Consider the following 16,467-nt stretch of genomic DNA (forward strand, 5'->3'; position numbering starts at 1 on the left):
GCCGCAGGCCGGCTGCTCCAACGGACCGGAACATCATTCCTTCGGTTTGGAAGCATCCTTTCCAGCCGGCGCGGGACGCGCCGGTGCGAGATGGTAATGCAGGCTGGTCAACAGCCGATCGCAAACCGGCGGGTCGCGATTGCTCAGGCACACCATCGTCATGTTGTTGGACGGATACACCGACAGGGCCGCGCTGTTGCCAGCGGCCCCTCCCCCGTGCCCCCAATGCGGGAATTCGGCCGGGCCGGATGAAATGAAGCCATAGCCGTACCAGTCCGTCTGCTGCCGGGTTGCCTCGATCAACAGCGGAAGCGGGATCAGCTTGCCCGCCCTGAGGGCTTCAACGAACCGAACCTCGTCACCGGCGGTTGAAACCCCACCCCCTGCCGGTGAACCGCGCCACGGCAACTGGTCGGCACTGGGTATCAGCGCTCCGCTTTCACCCTGCGTGTAGCCCCGTGCAACCGTGGCCATCTGCGCTGCAACTGGATAGCGGGTTGCTTTCATGCCCGCCGGTTTGAAGATGTGCTCGGCGACATAATCGTAATAGCTCTGTCCGCTCACCTTCTCGACCAGCGCACCGAGCATGACGAAACCGTAGTTTGAATACTCGAATCGTGATCCCGGCGGGAATTCCGGAGGACGCCTGCCATTGAGTTTGATCAGGTCCCCGATCGAGCGAACCCAGGCCCGGTTCTCACCCTCATCCGGATTCAGGACCCCCATGTCCCCCGCACCGCCCTGGTGCGCCAGGAGCTGCCGAATGGTGACCTTGGCCATCTTCTTGTCCGGATAGTCGACCAGGTACCTGCCAATCGGGTCATCGAAGCCCACCTTGCCTGCCCCGATCAGTTGCAGCACCGCGACGGCCGTGAACATCTTGCCCTGCGACGCGAACAGGAACGGAGTATCAAGCCGGACCGGAACCTGCTGCTCGCGGTCGGCAAGCCCAAAATGCCCTGCGTACAACCGCTTGCCGTCCTGTTCGATCACCAGCACGCCAGAGAACCGATCGGCTGCGGCCAGGCGCGCGGCAAATGCATCAAACGCCTTCAGCGCGTCCGCCTGCGTCATGCGCAGCGGATCCTGCGAGATCTCGTCGAGGAGCGGCGAGCCCGGCTTCTGAAGCTGCACCGTGACGCGGCGATACGCAGGAAAATTCCTTTCCTTCGTCAGTGCAACGAACGTCGTCGCGTCATTTCGCTCAACCCGCACCATCGCAAGCCCGCCCGTCTCTTCACGGCTGTCCAGGAGATACTCGATATTGTGGCCCGCATCGCCAAAGCGCGCCTCATTGAATTTGCGCAGCGCCGCTCCATCATTGCTGTTGAACGCTGCCAACCATTCGTCGAACGCAGTCTCTGCAGGGGTGCTAGCGCCGACAGGCCCCATGACAAACAGCAGCACGGCTGTCGCCACGAGCACCGCGGCTCGCACTCTGTACGATTCAACGCAGTGCCGCGTCATCGTCCCTCCCCGTCAGCCACGTGAGCACCTCCCGGTGCAGTGCGTCAGTCTCCTGCGGAGTCGTCGCTCCCCACAGGCTATGTCGCATGCCCGGTACTTCCCGGTAACGGAATACCACGCCCGAGCCCCGCATGAGCTCCGCCAGCATCCGTGCGGACGCTACCTGCACTGATCCATCGCGCTCGCCATGCACGACCAGCAGCGGCGCCTTCAGGTCGCGCAGCACATTGGCCTCCACCGCATCCAGACGACTGGCCCATGCCGTGTGGGTATTGGATTGCCCCATCCAGTCGCGCGTCGGCACCGGCGCGGCGCGGATCTCGTCCATCTGTCTCCGCAGAGAATCACGGCATGTCGCGGTATCCGCAGGCGCGGCGCACACCATGGCTTCCATGGAATCAGCCATCGGCGTTCCGCCGCCAACGCCTACCAGCGCCACGGCCTTGGTCTGCGGGTAGTACGCCGCCAGCTGAGCGCCGATGTGGCCTCCATCGGAGAAGCCCCAGATCAGCAACTCGCCATTCCACCAGCTCGCATGCCGGTTCAGGTACTGCAGCACGCGAAGATGGTCGAGCACACGCTGATCGATGGAATAGCGCTGACGGAACGTTTCGCTGCAGTTGAAGTCCGGCCCGATCTCGATATTGCCCTCGGCGTTGAGCGCCGGAACGGTCGGACCCGGCTTCTCGATCACGGCCAGCGCAAAGGGGTGGGCGCCTTCATTCTTCCCCTGCAACCAGACAACGCTCTCGTTGTAGGTCGAGGGGATGCAGAGGGAGCCGTCGATGTATACCAACAGCGGCACCTTGCCCTTCGAGGAAGGGCGTTGCACGTGCACGTCCACCAGGCTGCCATCAACGCGCGTCACCTGCAGGTGGTCATGAAATACGGCGTTTCCTGCTGTAGCTGGCGAAGAAACGAGTGCCAGAAGAAGCAGTACACCCATTCGGCCCACCAAGGCCGGCATTCCAGTTCCTGGCGTATCGCCATGAAAGCGACCGCCCGCAGCATTCGCTGCACTGCAACGCCACACCATCATTCCGCTCCGTCAAGCGCATCCACGGGGCGCTTGTGCGGCTCTTCGATGATCCGCTTGTTGAGGATGCGCACCGTGCCCACCATCAGCAGTCGCATGTCCCGAACGATGTAGTCGGCAAGTGCATCGTCGGCGATGTCGTCGCCGTCAATATCAAGCCGGAATTCCTGGCCCTGGATTCCGCCTCCATTGCTGAACTCGATTTCGAAGTCGAAGCACACCCGCTTTTCCATGTTGAGTAGTTCCTTCTGTAGGTCCATGCGCTGCGAATGAAACCACAGGCTGGAGGCACTCGCCACTGCCAGCACTGATTCAGCCATCGGTGGAGCGCGTGACGCTTTCCCAGCGCACGAGGTCATCCAGCGCGGAAACATACTTCTCGCGCACCAGGGTCAGGGCATCACTGCCGAGCAGCAGATGCGCGGGAGGCGCGTCGCTGTCCAGGGTATCCAGCATGGCGCGCGCGGCCTTCGTTGGGTCGCCCAGCTGTTTTCCACTGACCTGCTGCCGACGCTGACGAATGGGGCCGAACAACGCGTCATAGTCGCTCAGGGACCGCGGCGAACGCACCATGGAGCGCCCCGCCCAGTCGGTACGGAATGAACCCGGCGCCACCGCAGTGACATGAATGCCAAGGTCGCGCACTTCCTTGCCCAACGCTTCGCTGATGCCCTCCAGCGCGAACTTGCTGCCGCAGTAGTAGCTGATGCCCGGCATCGTGATCATGCCGCCCATCGAGGTGATGTTGAGGATCCGCCCGGAGCGCCGGCTACGCATGCCCGGCAGCACTGCCCGCATCATCGCCACCGCGCCGAACACGTTCACATCGAACTGTTTGCGCATCTCCGCCAGCGGCGATTCCTCCATCACCCCTTCGTGGCCATACCCGGCGTTGTTGACCAGTACCTCGATCGGGCCACGTTCCACCTCGACCTCGCGGACCACCCTCTCGATGGCCACCTCGTCGGTGACGTCCAACAGGCGTGCGTGGGCGCGATCGGGCGCCAGCGCCTCGAACGCCTCGATGCGATCAACCTGGCGCAACGTGCCTGTCACCCTGTGACCATCAGCCAAGGCTTCGCGGGCCAGCGCAAGGCCGAAACCGCTGCTCACGCCGGTAATGAAAAGGTGCCTGGGGTGCGTCATGGAATACTCCAACATGAGGATGGGTGCACAGTACTTCTGCCACCCCGCCCCGATAAGCCACGTTCCGCTCCGATAATTGCCTATTCCTATGAAGTCCTCCGACGCAACCGCTACCCTTCAGGACCGTGCGCCGCCTCCATTGGCACCGCTCGTGCTGGCACTGGCGCTGGTCGAGGGTTACAACCCGACCGCACTGCCCAGCGTCCGCGTGCTCCGATCCGACCGCCCACTGTCACGGACACCGGTCCTCTACGACCCCGGCATCGTGATTGTCTGCCAAGGCCGCAAGCGCGGTTACTTCGGTCCGCGCACCTATGTGTATGACGCAGACCAGTATCTGGCCGTCTCCGTGCCCGTACCCTTCACCATGGAAACAGATGCATCGGCTGACGCGCCGCTGCTCGCGTTGTACCTGCACCTGGACTTTTCACTTGCAGCCGAACTGACGTTGGAGATCGATCGCCAAGGCGGCAGCGCAAGCGCGGTGCAGCCACAGAGCATGCTGTCCAGCCCCTTGGACGCGGCCATGCAGATGTCGCTGGAGCGCCTGCTCCGGGCGCTTGCCGACCCGATGGAGTCGGCCCTGCTCGGGCCTCAGTTGCTTCGCGAACTGTACTACCGCGTGCTAACCGGCCCACAGGGCCCGGTCATGCGCTCGGCACTGTCGCTGCAGGGAAGGTTCGGAAAGATCGCCAAAGCGCTTCAGCGCATCCACGCCACCTACGCCCAGCCGTTGGATGTTGCGGGCCTGGCGCAGGCGGCAGGCATGAGCCCAGCATCGTTCCACAGTCACTTCAAGGCCGTGACCTGTACCTCGCCCATGCAGTACCTCAAGTCAACGCGTTTGCACCAGGCACGCCTGCTGATGGTGCGGGAAGGCATGACCGCCGCTGCCGCCTGCCACGCGGTAGGTTTCGAAAGCAGCTCGCAGTTCAGCCGTGAGTTCAAACGCCTGTTCGGGCTGACACCTGCGAAGGAAGCGCGGCGCATGCGCGACAGTTTTGCGGTTGCGCAGGCGTGGCCCGGCGCAACCTATGTTTCATCCCACTGAGGGCGAGCACCTGGATGGCATTTGCCAGTACATGCCGGCGGGTCGCAGCCCGCCATCTCACTGGAAAGCCAAGGTGACGACGCGCAGCGCCTCGCGGGTGCGTCTGTCGCTCAGGTTGCTGTAGAGCATCACGTCCTGCGCTCGGATCGGCGGCAGCGAGAATGGCCCGCCCACGTCCACCGTGCCGGGTGGTGCCGCGCGCCGCGCCAGTACGGCCACCGCCAGGCCTGCCACGGCGGCGGCACCCAGGATCGCGGCACCCTTGCCGATGAAGACCTCGCGCCACGCGATGCCTGCACGGTCGAGCGCGCGCACGGCCTCAAGGCGGATGCGGCATGGCTCGCCCTGCGTTGCCAACGGCAATGGCTGGCCTGCGAACCGTTCCCAACCCGGCGCCGCAAACCATGAGAAGGATTCCTGGAACGCGATCCTGCCACGCTTGCCCCCTTCTTCAGGGCGCAGCACCATCACGGCATCCAGCTCCCCGCGCTGCTGGGCCTGCATGAGCTCATTGGTGCCGGCAATGCGTATTTCGACCAGCAGGTTGGGGTCGTGGTCGCGCATCTTCCCCAGCAGCACCGGCAGCTCGCTGCCAACCAGCTGCTGATTGATCCCGATCGACAACCTGCGCGGCTCGGTCGTGAAGGCCGCCGCCGCGCGGTCGTGGGACAACACCAGCTCGCGCGCGACGCCGAGAAAGGCCAGCCCTTCGGCCGAGAGGCGCACATGACGCGGGGTGCGCTCCAGCAGCCGGCGGCCAAGCTGTTCCTCCAGCCGCCGCAGCTTGAGGCTGATCGCCGACTGCGTGGTGCCCATCACCTCTGCGGCCCGGGTGAAGCTTTTCAGGTCACCGGCCAGCAGGAACGCCCTGACCGCTTCCACGTCCATGGCTCTCATGTCCAATCATTCAATTCTGAAATGACAGATATCCTTATAGATGCCTTTATTGCATGACTCAAGCGGTCCAGGCTTGGCGCATCCACCCACGCCATGAGGACCCACCTGATGAAGTTACTGACTGGCGCCCTGTTCGCCCTGCTGGCCGGCCTGGGTGCACGCGATGCACAGGCGCAGCCGCGCCCCTTCCCGCTGCAGGGCACCTGGATACTGGTGGCCGCCGACAAGCGGCTGCCCAACGGCGAGATCACCCGCGACTACGGGGAACGTCCGAAGGGCACGCTGATGGTCGACGCCACGGGGCAGTACTCGCTGCAGATCTTCCGGTCCGACCGCCTGCGGTTTGGCAGCAACAGCAAGGCCGATGGCAGCGCCGACGAATTCCGCGCTGCGGTCATGGGCAGCAGCACCCACTACGGTGCGCTGGCCATCGACGAACGGGCGGGCGAACTGGTGTTCTCGATTGACGGGGCGTCTTTCCCCAACTGGGAAGGCACGACCCAGCGACGCAAGTACACGCGCGATGGCGCGGAGCTGCGGTACACCGTGCCGCCAAGAGCGGATGGCAGCGTGCCCATCTCCGTATGGCGACGGGTTGACTGAGACGCTGGGCATGGACGGACGCTGCGTGACCAGCCCGGCAAGCGGGGCCAGTGCGATCGGCAATTCGTCCAGTACCGGGATGTCGCGCGGCGACAGCGTGCGCAGCCTGCCGCGCGTCCTGCCCCTGAGCTTCATGCCGTGATCCTTCACCGTTGGAGCAGCCTGGAAGTTGGCCCGCAACGTGTCTTCCATCTTCGCCCGCATGAGTGCGCGCCTGCTCATGACATCCTCCCAAGGCGGGCCAGCTCACGCTGCACCTTGCGGGGAACCTTCGGAGCAACCGGCGCGGGCGTTTCGATCACCGTGAGGGTGATGGAGCCCTCTTTCACCTCAACCGCCCCCTTGGCGCCAATCACGAAGCCGGTATCCCGCAACCAGCGGCCACTCAGCCTGAGGCAGGGAATGGGTTCGTAGCGCCCCATCCCATCCTGCGGTTCGTACCAATGCGCACACACCCTATAGGTGCGTGGCGGGCGGGAATAGGGTTTGCGCTTGGGGCGCAATTCATACTCGTTGGGCGTGTGAGCCCGCGATCTAAAACATGTTGGACCTCCGGCACGTGTGGCTCCTGTCGAGATGACAAGGGCGTCGGGAGGCTAGAAACCGTGAAACTGCACAAACCGGCGGGCGTATTTCCATGAAGGTCTTGTATTAGCCGCCCTCCCGACAAAGAAACGTCCAACATTGTGCAATTTCAAGAGTTTCTAGGCTCTGTAGAACACCATGCAGGATGATGCGGAAGCTGGGAAATCGTTTGTATCTCTGGATCTAACGATCTTGGTTGACGAAGCCTAAGTGATGACGCAAGCGACCACACCTACTCACAGATCGGCGAATGCAGTTCACACCTCGGCATGCGAACTGCACGTCGAGTACAAAGAAGAGCATCAAGTACTCCACACGAAACGTGTCGGAAACTACCGCTTCGGACGTCTTGTCAGGGCCAGCTCCGCTGCAATCATGGCCGCCTTGCTTTTCGAAGGATCTCTGATGATTCGGTATGCAGCAGATTTTGCCGGCGAGCGAATCATTTCGCTTGATCGGTGCTGAGACGAGTCCAGGCCCAAGGCCAGCTTCGCCTTCTTGCTGTTGGCGCTGTCGGTGAGCACCTTGAAGGCCGCCAGCGACGCGCGTTGGAGAATGCTGTCATTTGCCACGCTGGACCTCCTGAACCTGCTTGATCATCGCAACAGGCGAAGGATCACGTAAGGCCACCAGCACGATCAATACAAGAAGAACTGAAAACAGGACCGTACCAACAAGTCCAGCAGCGACGTTGGCGCCAAACTGGGGCCAGAACCGATTGTTCGATCGAATTTCGGCAACTATTACATCGTCCAGTATTGCCCTTCTGTGGTTCTCATCCATGGATTTGGCGAGATCTTCGGCATAGTCACCCAGCATGCTCTCGGCGGTGCCTCGCGCTCGGATCAGCGTAGAAGCAGGCTGCTGTTCGTACCATTCCCGAATCTGCTCACTGTTGGGGAGACAACCAGACCTTGACTCGATGTGACGCATCCACTCAATCCGCTGCTCCTCCAGGACGGCAAATGCCACCAGGCCATAGATCCACCCCTCTGGACCCTTTTCGACCAGACTTCTGTATGCATCTTCCGGACCGGAGAGGCTGTTCATGACGTGTCCCTGAGGCGCGATGATTCGAGATCGGAAGAAACACCCTGCCGAAGGACGAACCAGATGGAAAATCGATTGTTTCGTCTCCTTTTCCGGATTTCATCGATGCCGCCTACAGTTGCGTCGCAACTGACCTGCGTCTCATCCGAGCGTCCTGGCCAACCGGCGGAACGGACACAACAAAAAAGCCCCCGTTTCCGGAGGCTTCTTCGACTGAATCATGGTGGGCGGTACAAGGTTCGAACTTGTGACCCTTGCCGTGTGAAGGCAATGCTCTACCGCTGAGCTAACCGCCCGATGCTGCTGAGCCGCTCATTATAGGGCGGCGAAATTTGGCGTCAACGGGTTTTCGTGAATTTCTTCACATCGTGTGCGTGGGCTTGTCCGAGTTCAGGGTGCCGGCCAGCGCGGTCTCGATCCTGTTGCGGACGTTCTCGCCTTCCTGGCCGTCGGCCAGCTGCACGCCGATGCCCGCCGCGCGGTTGCCCTGGGCACCGGCCGGGGTCACCCAGACCACCTTGCCGGCCACCGGCAGGCGCTCGCTGGAATCGGGCAGGCTCAGCAGCAGGAACACTTCATCGCCCAGGAAGTAGCGCTTGGGCGTGGGCACGAAGATGCCGCCGTTCTTCACGAACGGCATGTACGCGCTGTACAGCGCCGCTTTGTCCTTGACGGCCAGCGACAGGATGCCCTGGCGGGCGTTGGTGGCGCTCATGCTCTATTCCCCTTTGCGTGCCGCTCGTTGACCTTGTTCCAGGCCAACAACAATTCCACCACCGCCAGGTCGGCGCGCACGGTGGTGCGCAACAGATCGCGGGTACGGTTGGCGGCGTCGAACCAGGCGCCCAGCTTGTGCAATCGCTCGGGATCGGTCAAGCCGCCCCCGGTGGCCTGGGCCAGCGCCAGGTCGGCGGCATGGCGCAGGCGCAGGGCGGCGTGGTCGTCAGCGGTCCAGCGCTGGGCCAGTTCCACCGCGCCCGAGCGCCCGGCCACCAGCGCTTCCAGGTCGCTGGCGACCTGCCGGCGCAGGGCCAGGCCGTCGTTGCGCAGCCAGTCGTCGGCCAGCCCGGGGTGGCCGCGGGCAGCGTCCAGGGCTTCGCGGGCGCTGGCCTCGCTGTGGCCTTGGGCCTGCAGCCAGGCCAGGCTTTCCTCGCGCGGCGGCAGCTTGAATTCCAGGCGCTGGCAGCGGCTGCGCACGGTGGCCGGCAGGCGCGCCGGGTCACTGCTGATCAGCCACAGGTAGCGACCGGGCTGCGGTTCTTCCAGGGTCTTGAGCAGGGCGTTGCAGGCGGCGCGGTTGATGGCGTCGGCCGGGTCCACCACCACTACCTGGGCGATGCCGTACTGCGGGGTGAGCGAGAGCTTCTGGGATATCTCGCGCACCTGTTCGATGACGATCTCGGTGCGCAGCTTGTCGCCGGACTTGTTTGGAATGAACGAGACCAGTTGCAGGTCCGGGTGGGTGCCGGCGGCGATCAGCTGGGCGCTGCGCTTGGCAGCGGCCGGCTCGCCCCGGGTCAGCACGTGGGTGGCCATGCGCAGCGCCACCTCGCGCTTGCCCAGCCCGGCCGGGCCGCAGATCAGCAGGCCGTGGCCGAGCCGGCCGGCATCGAGCGCGGCGATGGTCTGGTCGTAGGCGCGCTGCTGCCAGGGGGAAAACGCGTCAGTCATTGCCCTGCTCCTGCGCCAGCCATGCCTCGATGGCGGCCACCACCTGGGCGGCCACGCCGGCCTGGTCCTGGCTGGCGTCGATGAGGCGGAAACGCGTGGGATCCTGGGTGGCGCGCTCACGGAAGACCGCGCGCACGCGCTGGAAGAAATCGTCCTGCTCGCTTTCGATGCGGTCCGGCCACAGGTCGCGGCCGTTGGCGCGGGCGCGCCCTATGGTCACGTCCACGTCCAGCAGCAGGGTCAGGCCGGGCAGCAGGCCCACGGCCCGGCGTTCCAGGTCGGCGATCCACGCCGGCTCCAGGCCACGGCCGCCGCCCTGGTAGGCGTAGCTGGAATCGGTGAAGCGGTCGCTGAGCACGTAGCAGCCCCGGCACAGGGCCGGTTCGATCACCTGGCGCACGTGCTGGGCACGGGCGGCGAACACCAGCAGCAGTTCGGCTTCGGCGCTGAGCGGCTCGTTGGCGATGTCCGCATCCGGGGTCAGCACCAGCGCACGGATGCGTTCGGCCAGCGGGGTGCCGCCGGGTTCGCGGGTGAGCACAACCTCATGGCCCTGCGCCTGCAGGGCGCTGCGGATGGCGTTGAGGGCGGTGGTCTTGCCGGCGCCCTCGCCGCCTTCCAGGCTGATGAACCGCGGGTGGCGGCGCAGTGCGTGGCTCATTGCGGGGTCGCCTGGCTGCTGCGCTGCTGGCGCAGCTGCTGCAGGTAACGGGCCACCGCAGCGTTGTGGTCGGTGTAGGTGGCCGAGAACACGTGCGCGCCACTGCCATCGCCCACGGCCACGAAGTACAGGGCATCGCCTCCGGCGGGGCGTGCGGCGGCCTGCAGGGCGTCGCGGCCCGGCATGGCGATAGGGGTCGGGGGGAGCCCGGCACGCGTGTAAGTGTTGTAGGGCGTATCGGTGATGAGGTCGCGCTTGCGGATGTTGCCGTCGTAGCTGCTGCCAATGCCGTAGATGACGGTGGGGTCGGTCTGCAGGCGCATGCCCATTTTCAGGCGGCGTGCGAACACACCCGCAATCTGCGGCCGTTCGCTGGGCAGTGCGGTTTCTTTTTCGATGATGGACGCCAGGATCAGCAGTTCGTAGGGCGAATTCAGCGGCAGCTCGTCAACGCGGCTTTCCCAGGCCGCGGCCAGTTCCTTTTCCATGGCGGCATGGGCGCGCTTGAGCACATCCAGGTCGGTGTCGCCCCGCTGGTAGACGTAGGTTTCGGGCAGGAAGCGCCCTTCCGGGTGCTGGCCGGGGAAGCCAAGCGTCTTCATCAGCGCGGCGTCGTCCAGTGCGTCGGTCTTGTGGATGAGCGGATCGGCGCGTTTGAGCGCGGCGCGCAGCTGGCGGATGTTCCAGCCTTCGACGATCGTCACGCGGTGTTGCAGGGTGCGGCCCTGGCGCATGCGGGTGAGCAGTTCGCGCGGGGTGAGCGTGGCATCCAGCGCGTATTCGCCCACCTTGAGCTTGCCGGCAGCGTCGAGCTGGCGCGCCAGCAGTTGCCACTGGGTGTCGTTGCCTTCATCCACGCCGGCGTCGCGCAGCTTGCGCACGACGGTTTGCAGGCCATCGCCCGGGGCGATGACGACGCTGGGCTGGTCGGGGCTGATGGGCGTGTCGGCGAAGCCGCTCTGGCTGTGCCAGAACCATGCGCCTGCGGCGGCCAGCAGCAGTGCGCCGAGCAGCAGCACCGTCAGTATGGCCAGACAACCCCGTTTCGCACCCGCCATGGTCACCTCACAGTTGTTGATGCATCCGGTGGGCCGGACAACGGCCGGCGCTACCGGGTGTTTTCCTTTACAGGATACCGTGCGGGTGATGCACGCACACTTACGTCAGTCGTGGCGACCCAGGGCGCGCATCAGGCCACGGGCCTTGGCGCGGGTTTCGTCCAGTTCCTTGACCGGGTCCGAATCCACGACGATGCCGGCGCCAGTGCGGAAGGCGGCCTGGCTGCCGGCCACTTCGGCGGTGCGGATGAGGATGTTCAGGTCCAGGTCGCCGTCGCGGTTCAGCCAGCCGAACGCGCCGGTGTAGGCGCCGCGGGCGGTCTGTTCGAGTTCGGCGATGATCTGCATGCAGCGCACCTTCGGGCAGCCGGTGATGGTGCCGCCGGGGAAGGTGGCGGCAATCACCTGGCCGGGGCTCACGCCCGGGCGCAGGCGGCCACGCACGTTGCTCACGATGTGGTGCACGTGCGCGTAGCTTTCCACGCTCATCAGTTCGTCCACTTCGACGCTGCCGGCGGTGCAGATGCGGCCCAGGTCGTTGCGCTCCAGGTCGATCAGCATCACGTGCTCAGCGCGCTCCTTGGGGTGGCCCACCAGTTCGCGGATGCGCTCGGCATCGTCGTCGCCAGCAAAGCGCGGCCGGGTGCCGGCGATGGGGCGGGTCTGCACGTCGTCGCCATGCACCGACACCAGGCGCTCCGGCGAAGAACTCACCACCGCCCTGCCCTGCGCGATGAACAGGCCGGCGAACGGGGCCGGGTTGGCCACGCGCAGCTGGGCGTACAGTGCCTGCGGTGCGAGCGCACCATCGAAGTGCGCGACCCACCGTCGCGAAAGGTTCACCTGGAACACGTCGCCGGCACGCAGATAGTCGATGACCTTGCCCACGCCGTCGGTGAAGCGCGTGGGCGCGTCTTCTTCCATCTCGGCTGGTGGCTGCCACTGCGGCAGCGGCGGCAGCGTGGCTGTGGCTTCCAGGTCCTGCAGGAGCGTATCGAGCTGAGCGGCGTGCCCGGTCTCGCACACGGCGTGGAACTGGTCCAGTAGGCGGTCGTGCAGCACCGCGGCCGGGCAGCGCAGCGCGAACGCGCTGGGCAGGCCGTCGGCGCGTGCCGGCAGGGCGAGCACGGTTTCGATCTGGCCGGCCAGTTCGTAGTCGAGCATCAGCGCCCAGCCGCCACGGAACGGCAGGCCGGGCCCTGCGCCAGGAACTGGCGAAGGCGAATCAGGCGTGCCCTCACGCGGCAACCGAAGTGCGTGCCAGTGCGCGTCAAGCACGTCCAGAAAGCGGCCTTCATGCGCAGCGCCGCTGTGGTCGCGCACGACGCCATCGGCATGCAGCGCCAGTGATTCACCGTTGCCCATCAGCAGCAGGTCCCAGCGGCCCTGGGCGGTGCCCGAGGCGGTGGATTCCATCAGCAGCGGGTAACGCTGCGGTGCCAGGCGCTGGAGCGCGAGCAGGTCGGTGGTGGCGGGTAGCAGGCGGGTCTGGAACATCGGGATACCGGCAGGGGTCTGGGCCGGCCAGGGCCGGGGGAACATTGTGAGGGCCGGCCAACGGCCGGCGCTACCGGGTGTCGCGGGCGATGAAATCACGCACATTGCGCAGATGTGCCAAGGCCGCCCGGTGGGCGGCCTTGGTTGACGTCTGTCGCGGCGTGGAACTCAGACGCGCTTGAACACCAGCGTGCCGTTGGTGCCGCCGAAGCCGAAGCCGTTGGACATCACCACATCCACCTTGGCCTCGCGTGCGGTGTTGGGCACGTAATCCAGGTCGCAGCCCTCGCCCGCTTCGTGCAGGTTGATGGTGGGCGGAATGATGTTGTCGCGCAGCGCCAGCACCGAGAAGATGGCTTCCACGCCGCCGGCCGCGCCGAGCAGGTGGCCGGTCATCGACTTGGTGGAGCTGACCATCATCTTGTAGGCGTGGTCGCCGAAGGCGGTCTTCATGGCCATGGTTTCGCCCAGGTCGCCCAGCGGCGTGGAGGTGCCGTGCGCGTTGAGGTAACCCACCTGGTCCGGGCTGACGCCGGCGTCCTTGAGGGCCATGGTCATGCAGCGGGCTGCACCTTCGCCGTTCTCGCTCGGGGCCGTCATGTGGTACGCGTCCGAGCTGGCGCCGAAGCCGGCAAGCTCGGCGTAGATGCGCGCGCCGCGTGCCTTGGCGTGTTCGTATTCTTCCAGGATCAGGATGCCGGCACCGTCACCGAGCACGAACCCGTCGCGCTCCTTGTCCCACGGGCGCGATGCTTCGCCCGGGGCGTCGTTGCGGGTGCTCATGGCCTTCATGGCGCAGAAGCCGCCCAGTGCGGTCGGCGAAGAGCCGCGCTCGGCACCGCCCACCACCATCACGTCCGCGTCGCCGTACTGGATCATGCGCATGGCGGTGCCGATGGAATGGTTGGAGGTGGCGCAGGCCGACACCGCCGAGAACGACGGGCCCTTCAAACCGGTGATGATGCTCAGCTGGCCGGGCAGCATGTTGATGATGGTCTTGGGCACGTAGAAGGGCGAGATCTTCTTGCCCTCGTGGAACTCGATGGTCTGTTCCTCGATGCCCAGCAGGCCGCCGATGCCCGCGCCCACGATGGCGCCGATGCGTTCGGCATTGCCGTCGGTGATCTCCAGGCCCGAATCGTTCAAGGCCATGAAGGCGGCACCGAGGCCGTAATGAATGAACGGATCCATCTTCCTGGCATCCTTGCCACTGACCCGGAATTTGCCGAACTGTTCATTGTCGGCGGTGATGTCGAAGTCCCTGACCTCACCTGCGATCTTGGTGGTGAAACGGTCCAGGTAAGCCTGCGAAACATTGGTCAGCGGGCCGATGCCGGAACGGCCTTCGGTGATGCCCTTCCAACTGGTGGCCATATCATTGCCCAACGGCGAGACCATGCCCATGCCGGTAACGACGACGCGACGTTTCATTGCAGATTCTCCTGACCCGGGTGTTGCGGGGTTGACGCGGTGTAACGCTCAAAAGCACAGGGCCGCAAGCGCGGCCCCATGGGTTTGCTGCACGCGGTGGCGGCGTTGGCCACACCCGCGCGCAAGCCGCCTGACATCACGCCTTGACGTGAGAGGTGACGTAGTCGATTGCAGCCTGGACGGTGCTGATTTTCTCGGCTTCTTCGTCCGGGATCTCGCACTCGAATTCTTCTTCCAGCGCCATCACCAGCTCAACGGTGTCCAGGGAGTCGGCGCCCAGGTCATCGACGAACGATGCGCCGTTGGTGACTTCTTCTTCCTTGACGCCAAGCTGTTCGACGACGATTTTCTTGACGCGTTCTTCGATGGTGCTCATTGGATATCGCTCCAGATGGAGTAGTGGTTCAAAAAGTGACGCCATCATATGGCGATGGCCGTTGGATAGTGTAGTGGAAACCGCAGGCGCCTTGCAGGACTGCAAAACTCCATTTGGATCAACCACTTGCGGTGCATTCCCTGCACCACATGCTTACGGCATGTACATGCCGCCGTTCACATGGAGGGTTTCGCCGGTGATGTAGCTGGCCGAGGGACCGGCCAGGAACGCCACCGCGTTGGCGATGTCGGAAGGCTCGCCCAGGCGCTCCAGGGCGATGGACTTGACCAGGCCGGTGCGCTGTTCTTCGGGCAGGGCCTTGGTCATGTCGGTGTCGATGAAGCCCGGCGCCACCACGTTGACGGTGATGCCGCGCGAGCCGATTTCCTTGGCCAGCGACTTGGAGAAGGCAATGATGCCGGCCTTGGCCGCGGCGTAATTGGCCTGGCCGGCATTGCCGGTAACGCCGATCACCGAGGCAATGTTGATGATCCGACCCTTGCGCGCCTTCATCATGCCGCGGATGACGGCCTTGGAAGTGCGGTAGACGCTGGTCAGGTTGGTGTCGAGGATGGCCTGCCAGTCCTCTTCCTTCATGCGCAGCAGCAGGTTGTCGCGGGTGATGCCGGCGTTGTTGACCAGGACGGTGATGGCTCCGAACTCCTTGGCGATGCCGTCCAGCACGGCCTCGAGCGCGGCCGGGTCGGTCACGTTCAGCGCGCGGCCATGGCCGCCCACGGCAGCCAGGCGTTCGCCAATGGCAGCCGCACCGGATTCGGTGGTGGCGGTACCGATGACGGTCGCGCCCTGCGCGGCCAGTGCCTCGGCGATCGCGGCACCGATGCCACGGCTGGCGCCGGTCACCAGTGCGATTTCACCCTGAAGGGGCTTGCTCATGCTCAGTTTCCTCAAACGGGACCGGTCCGCAGTGCCGGCCCGGGGGCCGGCACGTGGCGAACGCGATCGAAGGTCATCAGGCGGCCCAGGTCTCGCGGGCAGTCTCGAATTCGGCGGGCGTGGACAGTGTGCGCGCATCCAGGCTCTTGTCGATGCGCTTGATCAATCCGCTGAGCACCTTGCCCGGGCCGCATTCGGCCACGCGGGTGACACCACGGCTGGCCAGCGCCTGGACGCAGCCGGTCCACTGCACCGGCAGGTACAGCTGCTGGACCAGGGCGCTGCGGATGGCATCGATGCCGTCATGCACGCGCGCATCCACGTTCTGCACCACCGGCAGGGTCGGCACGCGCCAATCCAGACCCGCCATGGTTTCGGCCAGGCGGTTGGCGGCTTCGCGCATGAGCGGGGTGTGCGAGGGCACGCTGACAGCCAGCTTCACGGCCTTGCGCACGCCCTGTTCGGCGAGCAGGGCCAGGGCGCGGTCGACGGCGGCGGCATCGCCCCCGATGACGATCTGGCCGGGCGAGTTGTAGTTGGCCGGTACCACCACCTGGCTGCCGGAGGCCTGTTCACAGACGTCCTTCACCACGGCATCGTCGGCGCCGAGCACGGCGGCCATGGCCCCGACGCCCGTGGGGGCGGCGTCCTGCATCAGCTGGCCACGCAGGCGTACCAGATGGGCACCGTCGCGCAGCGACAGGGCCCCGGCCGCCACCAGGGCGGTGTACTCGCCCAGGCTGTGGCCCGCCAGCACGGCCGGCTGGGCGCCGTGCACGGCCTTCCACGCGCGCCATACGCCGATGCTGGCCGCCAGCAGGGCCGGCTGGGTGTATTCGGTGCGGTTGAGCATCTCTTCCGGGCCGCCCTGCGACAGCGCCCACAGGTCCACGCCGGCGCCATCGGAGGCTTCGGTGAAGGCGTCACGCACCTGCGGGTGCAGTTCAGCCAGTTCAGCCAGCATGCCCAGCGACTGGGAGCCCTGGCCGGGGAACACGAAAGCGAGATTGGAATCGGTCACGCGGAGATCCGCCTGCAAAA

The 16,467-nt window shown here is 65.2% G+C and carries 20 protein-coding genes and 1 tRNA gene; 3 read left to right on the plus strand and 18 right to left on the minus strand.

What is annotated here, in order from left to right; all coding sequences use genetic code 11:
* Positions 1-33: 33 nt before the first annotated feature.
* The 4 genes from WIX41_RS04740 to WIX41_RS04755 form a co-directional block, all read right to left on the minus strand.
* Entirely contained in the window at positions 34-1,407 is a 1,374-nt protein-coding gene (locus WIX41_RS04740; protein WP_339446005.1) for a serine hydrolase domain-containing protein, read from the minus strand.
* Between the two features lie 40 nt (positions 1,408-1,447).
* On the minus strand, positions 1,448-2,413 hold the full coding sequence (locus WIX41_RS04745) for an alpha/beta hydrolase family protein (RefSeq protein WP_339446006.1): 966 nt from the start codon (positions 2,411-2,413) through the stop codon (positions 1,448-1,450).
* A gap of 89 nt (positions 2,414-2,502) precedes the next feature.
* Positions 2,503-2,736, minus strand: a complete 234-nt coding sequence (locus WIX41_RS04750; RefSeq protein WP_339446007.1) for a hypothetical protein — start codon at positions 2,734-2,736, stop codon at positions 2,503-2,505.
* A gap of 79 nt (positions 2,737-2,815) precedes the next feature.
* The gene (locus tag WIX41_RS04755) at positions 2,816-3,649 is read right to left on the minus strand and encodes an oxidoreductase (protein ID WP_339446008.1); all 834 of its coding nucleotides are present in this window, start codon (positions 3,647-3,649) and stop codon (positions 2,816-2,818) included.
* Positions 3,650-3,737: 88 nt separating this feature from the next.
* Here WIX41_RS04755 and WIX41_RS04760 point away from each other — a divergent pair, with 88 nt between their 5' ends.
* The gene (locus WIX41_RS04760; protein WP_339446009.1) at positions 3,738-4,700 is read left to right on the plus strand and encodes an AraC family transcriptional regulator; all 963 of its coding nucleotides are present in this window, start codon (positions 3,738-3,740) and stop codon (positions 4,698-4,700) included.
* Between the two features lie 57 nt (positions 4,701-4,757).
* On the opposite strand, the gene WIX41_RS04765 is transcribed toward WIX41_RS04760, so the two are convergent.
* Positions 4,758-5,588 (minus strand): LysR family transcriptional regulator, encoded by an 831-nt coding sequence (locus tag WIX41_RS04765; protein WP_339446010.1) that lies wholly within the window; start codon positions 5,586-5,588, stop codon positions 4,758-4,760.
* Positions 5,589-5,705: 117 nt separating this feature from the next.
* On the opposite strand from WIX41_RS04765, the gene WIX41_RS04770 reads away from it, so the two are divergent.
* Positions 5,706-6,200: a lipocalin-like domain-containing protein gene (locus tag WIX41_RS04770; protein WP_339446011.1), complete on the plus strand. Its 495-nt coding sequence runs from the start codon at positions 5,706-5,708 to the stop codon at positions 6,198-6,200.
* Positions 6,193-6,342 carry a hypothetical protein gene (locus WIX41_RS04775; protein ID WP_339446012.1) on the plus strand — a complete coding sequence of 50 codons (150 nt, stop codon included), beginning with the start codon at positions 6,193-6,195 and terminating at the stop codon, positions 6,340-6,342. Before WIX41_RS04770 ends, WIX41_RS04775 begins: the two co-directional genes overlap by 8 nt.
* Positions 6,343-6,418: 76 nt before the next feature.
* Here the strand turns inward: WIX41_RS04775 and WIX41_RS04780 are convergent, their stop codons facing one another.
* From WIX41_RS04780 to fabD, 13 genes are all read right to left on the minus strand, one after another.
* Positions 6,419-6,703, minus strand: a complete 285-nt coding sequence (locus WIX41_RS04780) for a SymE family type I addiction module toxin (protein WP_339446013.1) — start codon at positions 6,701-6,703, stop codon at positions 6,419-6,421.
* A 414-nt stretch (positions 6,704-7,117) separates the two neighbouring features.
* Positions 7,118-7,357, minus strand: a complete 240-nt coding sequence (locus WIX41_RS04785; protein ID WP_339446014.1) for a hypothetical protein — start codon at positions 7,355-7,357, stop codon at positions 7,118-7,120.
* The gene (locus WIX41_RS04790; protein ID WP_339446015.1) at positions 7,347-7,835 is read right to left on the minus strand and encodes a hypothetical protein; all 489 of its coding nucleotides are present in this window, start codon (positions 7,833-7,835) and stop codon (positions 7,347-7,349) included. Before WIX41_RS04790 ends, WIX41_RS04785 begins: the two co-directional genes overlap by 11 nt.
* Positions 7,836-8,056: 221 nt before the next feature.
* Positions 8,057-8,131, minus strand: a tRNA-Val gene (locus tag WIX41_RS04795).
* Positions 8,132-8,196: 65 nt separating this feature from the next.
* Entirely contained in the window at positions 8,197-8,550 is a 354-nt protein-coding gene (locus tag WIX41_RS04800) for a PilZ domain-containing protein (RefSeq protein ID WP_214900535.1), read from the minus strand.
* A complete protein-coding gene (locus WIX41_RS04805; RefSeq protein WP_339446016.1) occupies positions 8,547-9,506 on the minus strand; it encodes a DNA polymerase III subunit delta' in 960 nt (319 codons plus the stop codon). The genes WIX41_RS04800 and WIX41_RS04805 overlap by 4 nt, the downstream gene beginning before the upstream one ends.
* Positions 9,499-10,167: a dTMP kinase gene (gene tmk / locus WIX41_RS04810; protein WP_339446017.1), complete on the minus strand. Its 669-nt coding sequence runs from the start codon at positions 10,165-10,167 to the stop codon at positions 9,499-9,501. Before tmk ends, WIX41_RS04805 begins: the two co-directional genes overlap by 8 nt.
* Positions 10,164-11,225: an endolytic transglycosylase MltG gene (gene mltG, locus WIX41_RS04815; protein WP_339446018.1), complete on the minus strand. Its 1,062-nt coding sequence runs from the start codon at positions 11,223-11,225 to the stop codon at positions 10,164-10,166. The genes tmk and mltG overlap by 4 nt, the downstream gene beginning before the upstream one ends.
* Before the next feature lie 105 nt (positions 11,226-11,330).
* Positions 11,331-12,722, minus strand: coding sequence for an aminodeoxychorismate synthase component I (locus tag WIX41_RS04820; RefSeq protein WP_339446019.1), 1,392 nt, complete (start codon positions 12,720-12,722; stop codon positions 11,331-11,333).
* Between the two features lie 168 nt (positions 12,723-12,890).
* The gene (gene fabF / locus WIX41_RS04825; protein WP_339446020.1) at positions 12,891-14,153 is read right to left on the minus strand and encodes a beta-ketoacyl-ACP synthase II; all 1,263 of its coding nucleotides are present in this window, start codon (positions 14,151-14,153) and stop codon (positions 12,891-12,893) included.
* A gap of 136 nt (positions 14,154-14,289) precedes the next feature.
* The gene (gene acpP / locus WIX41_RS04830; protein ID WP_339446021.1) at positions 14,290-14,529 is read right to left on the minus strand and encodes an acyl carrier protein; all 240 of its coding nucleotides are present in this window, start codon (positions 14,527-14,529) and stop codon (positions 14,290-14,292) included.
* Between the two features lie 153 nt (positions 14,530-14,682).
* On the minus strand, positions 14,683-15,426 hold the full coding sequence (gene fabG, locus WIX41_RS04835; protein WP_339446022.1) for a 3-oxoacyl-ACP reductase FabG: 744 nt from the start codon (positions 15,424-15,426) through the stop codon (positions 14,683-14,685).
* A gap of 76 nt (positions 15,427-15,502) precedes the next feature.
* Entirely contained in the window at positions 15,503-16,447 is a 945-nt protein-coding gene (fabD, locus tag WIX41_RS04840) for an ACP S-malonyltransferase (RefSeq protein ID WP_339446023.1), read from the minus strand.
* Positions 16,448-16,467 lie beyond the last annotated feature (20 nt).

Source organism: Stenotrophomonas sp. AB1(2024) (genome assembly GCF_037482345.1).
Taxonomy (GTDB): Bacteria; Pseudomonadota; Gammaproteobacteria; order Xanthomonadales; family Xanthomonadaceae; genus Stenotrophomonas.

Bases quoted from the DNA above. Each gene is read 5' to 3' on its own strand.
- WIX41_RS04745 (WP_339446006.1), bottom strand. From the start codon at position 2,413: ATGGGTGTACTGCTTCTTCTGGCACTCGTTTCTTCGCCAGCTACAGCA.
- WIX41_RS04750 (WP_339446007.1), bottom strand. From the start codon at position 2,736: ATGGAAAAGCGGGTGTGCTTCGACTTCGAAATCGAGTTCAGCAATGGA.
- WIX41_RS04755 (WP_339446008.1), bottom strand. From the start codon at position 3,649: ATGACGCACCCCAGGCACCTTTTCATTACCGGCGTGAGCAGCGGTTTC.
- WIX41_RS04760 (WP_339446009.1), top strand. From the start codon at position 3,738: ATGAAGTCCTCCGACGCAACCGCTACCCTTCAGGACCGTGCGCCGCCT.
- WIX41_RS04765 (WP_339446010.1), bottom strand. From the start codon at position 5,588: ATGGACGTGGAAGCGGTCAGGGCGTTCCTGCTGGCCGGTGACCTGAAA.
- WIX41_RS04770 (WP_339446011.1), top strand. From the start codon at position 5,706: ATGAAGTTACTGACTGGCGCCCTGTTCGCCCTGCTGGCCGGCCTGGGT.
- WIX41_RS04790 (WP_339446015.1), bottom strand. From the start codon at position 7,835: ATGAACAGCCTCTCCGGTCCGGAAGATGCATACAGAAGTCTGGTCGAA.
- WIX41_RS04800 (WP_214900535.1), bottom strand. From the start codon at position 8,550: ATGAGCGCCACCAACGCCCGCCAGGGCATCCTGTCGCTGGCCGTCAAG.
- WIX41_RS04805 (WP_339446016.1), bottom strand. From the start codon at position 9,506: ATGACTGACGCGTTTTCCCCCTGGCAGCAGCGCGCCTACGACCAGACC.
- tmk (WP_339446017.1), bottom strand. From the start codon at position 10,167: ATGAGCCACGCACTGCGCCGCCACCCGCGGTTCATCAGCCTGGAAGGC.
- mltG (WP_339446018.1), bottom strand. From the start codon at position 11,225: ATGGCGGGTGCGAAACGGGGTTGTCTGGCCATACTGACGGTGCTGCTG.
- WIX41_RS04820 (WP_339446019.1), bottom strand. From the start codon at position 12,722: ATGTTCCAGACCCGCCTGCTACCCGCCACCACCGACCTGCTCGCGCTC.
- fabF (WP_339446020.1), bottom strand. From the start codon at position 14,153: ATGAAACGTCGCGTCGTCGTTACCGGCATGGGCATGGTCTCGCCGTTG.
- acpP (WP_339446021.1), bottom strand. From the start codon at position 14,529: ATGAGCACCATCGAAGAACGCGTCAAGAAAATCGTCGTCGAACAGCTT.
- fabG (WP_339446022.1), bottom strand. From the start codon at position 15,426: ATGAGCAAGCCCCTTCAGGGTGAAATCGCACTGGTGACCGGCGCCAGC.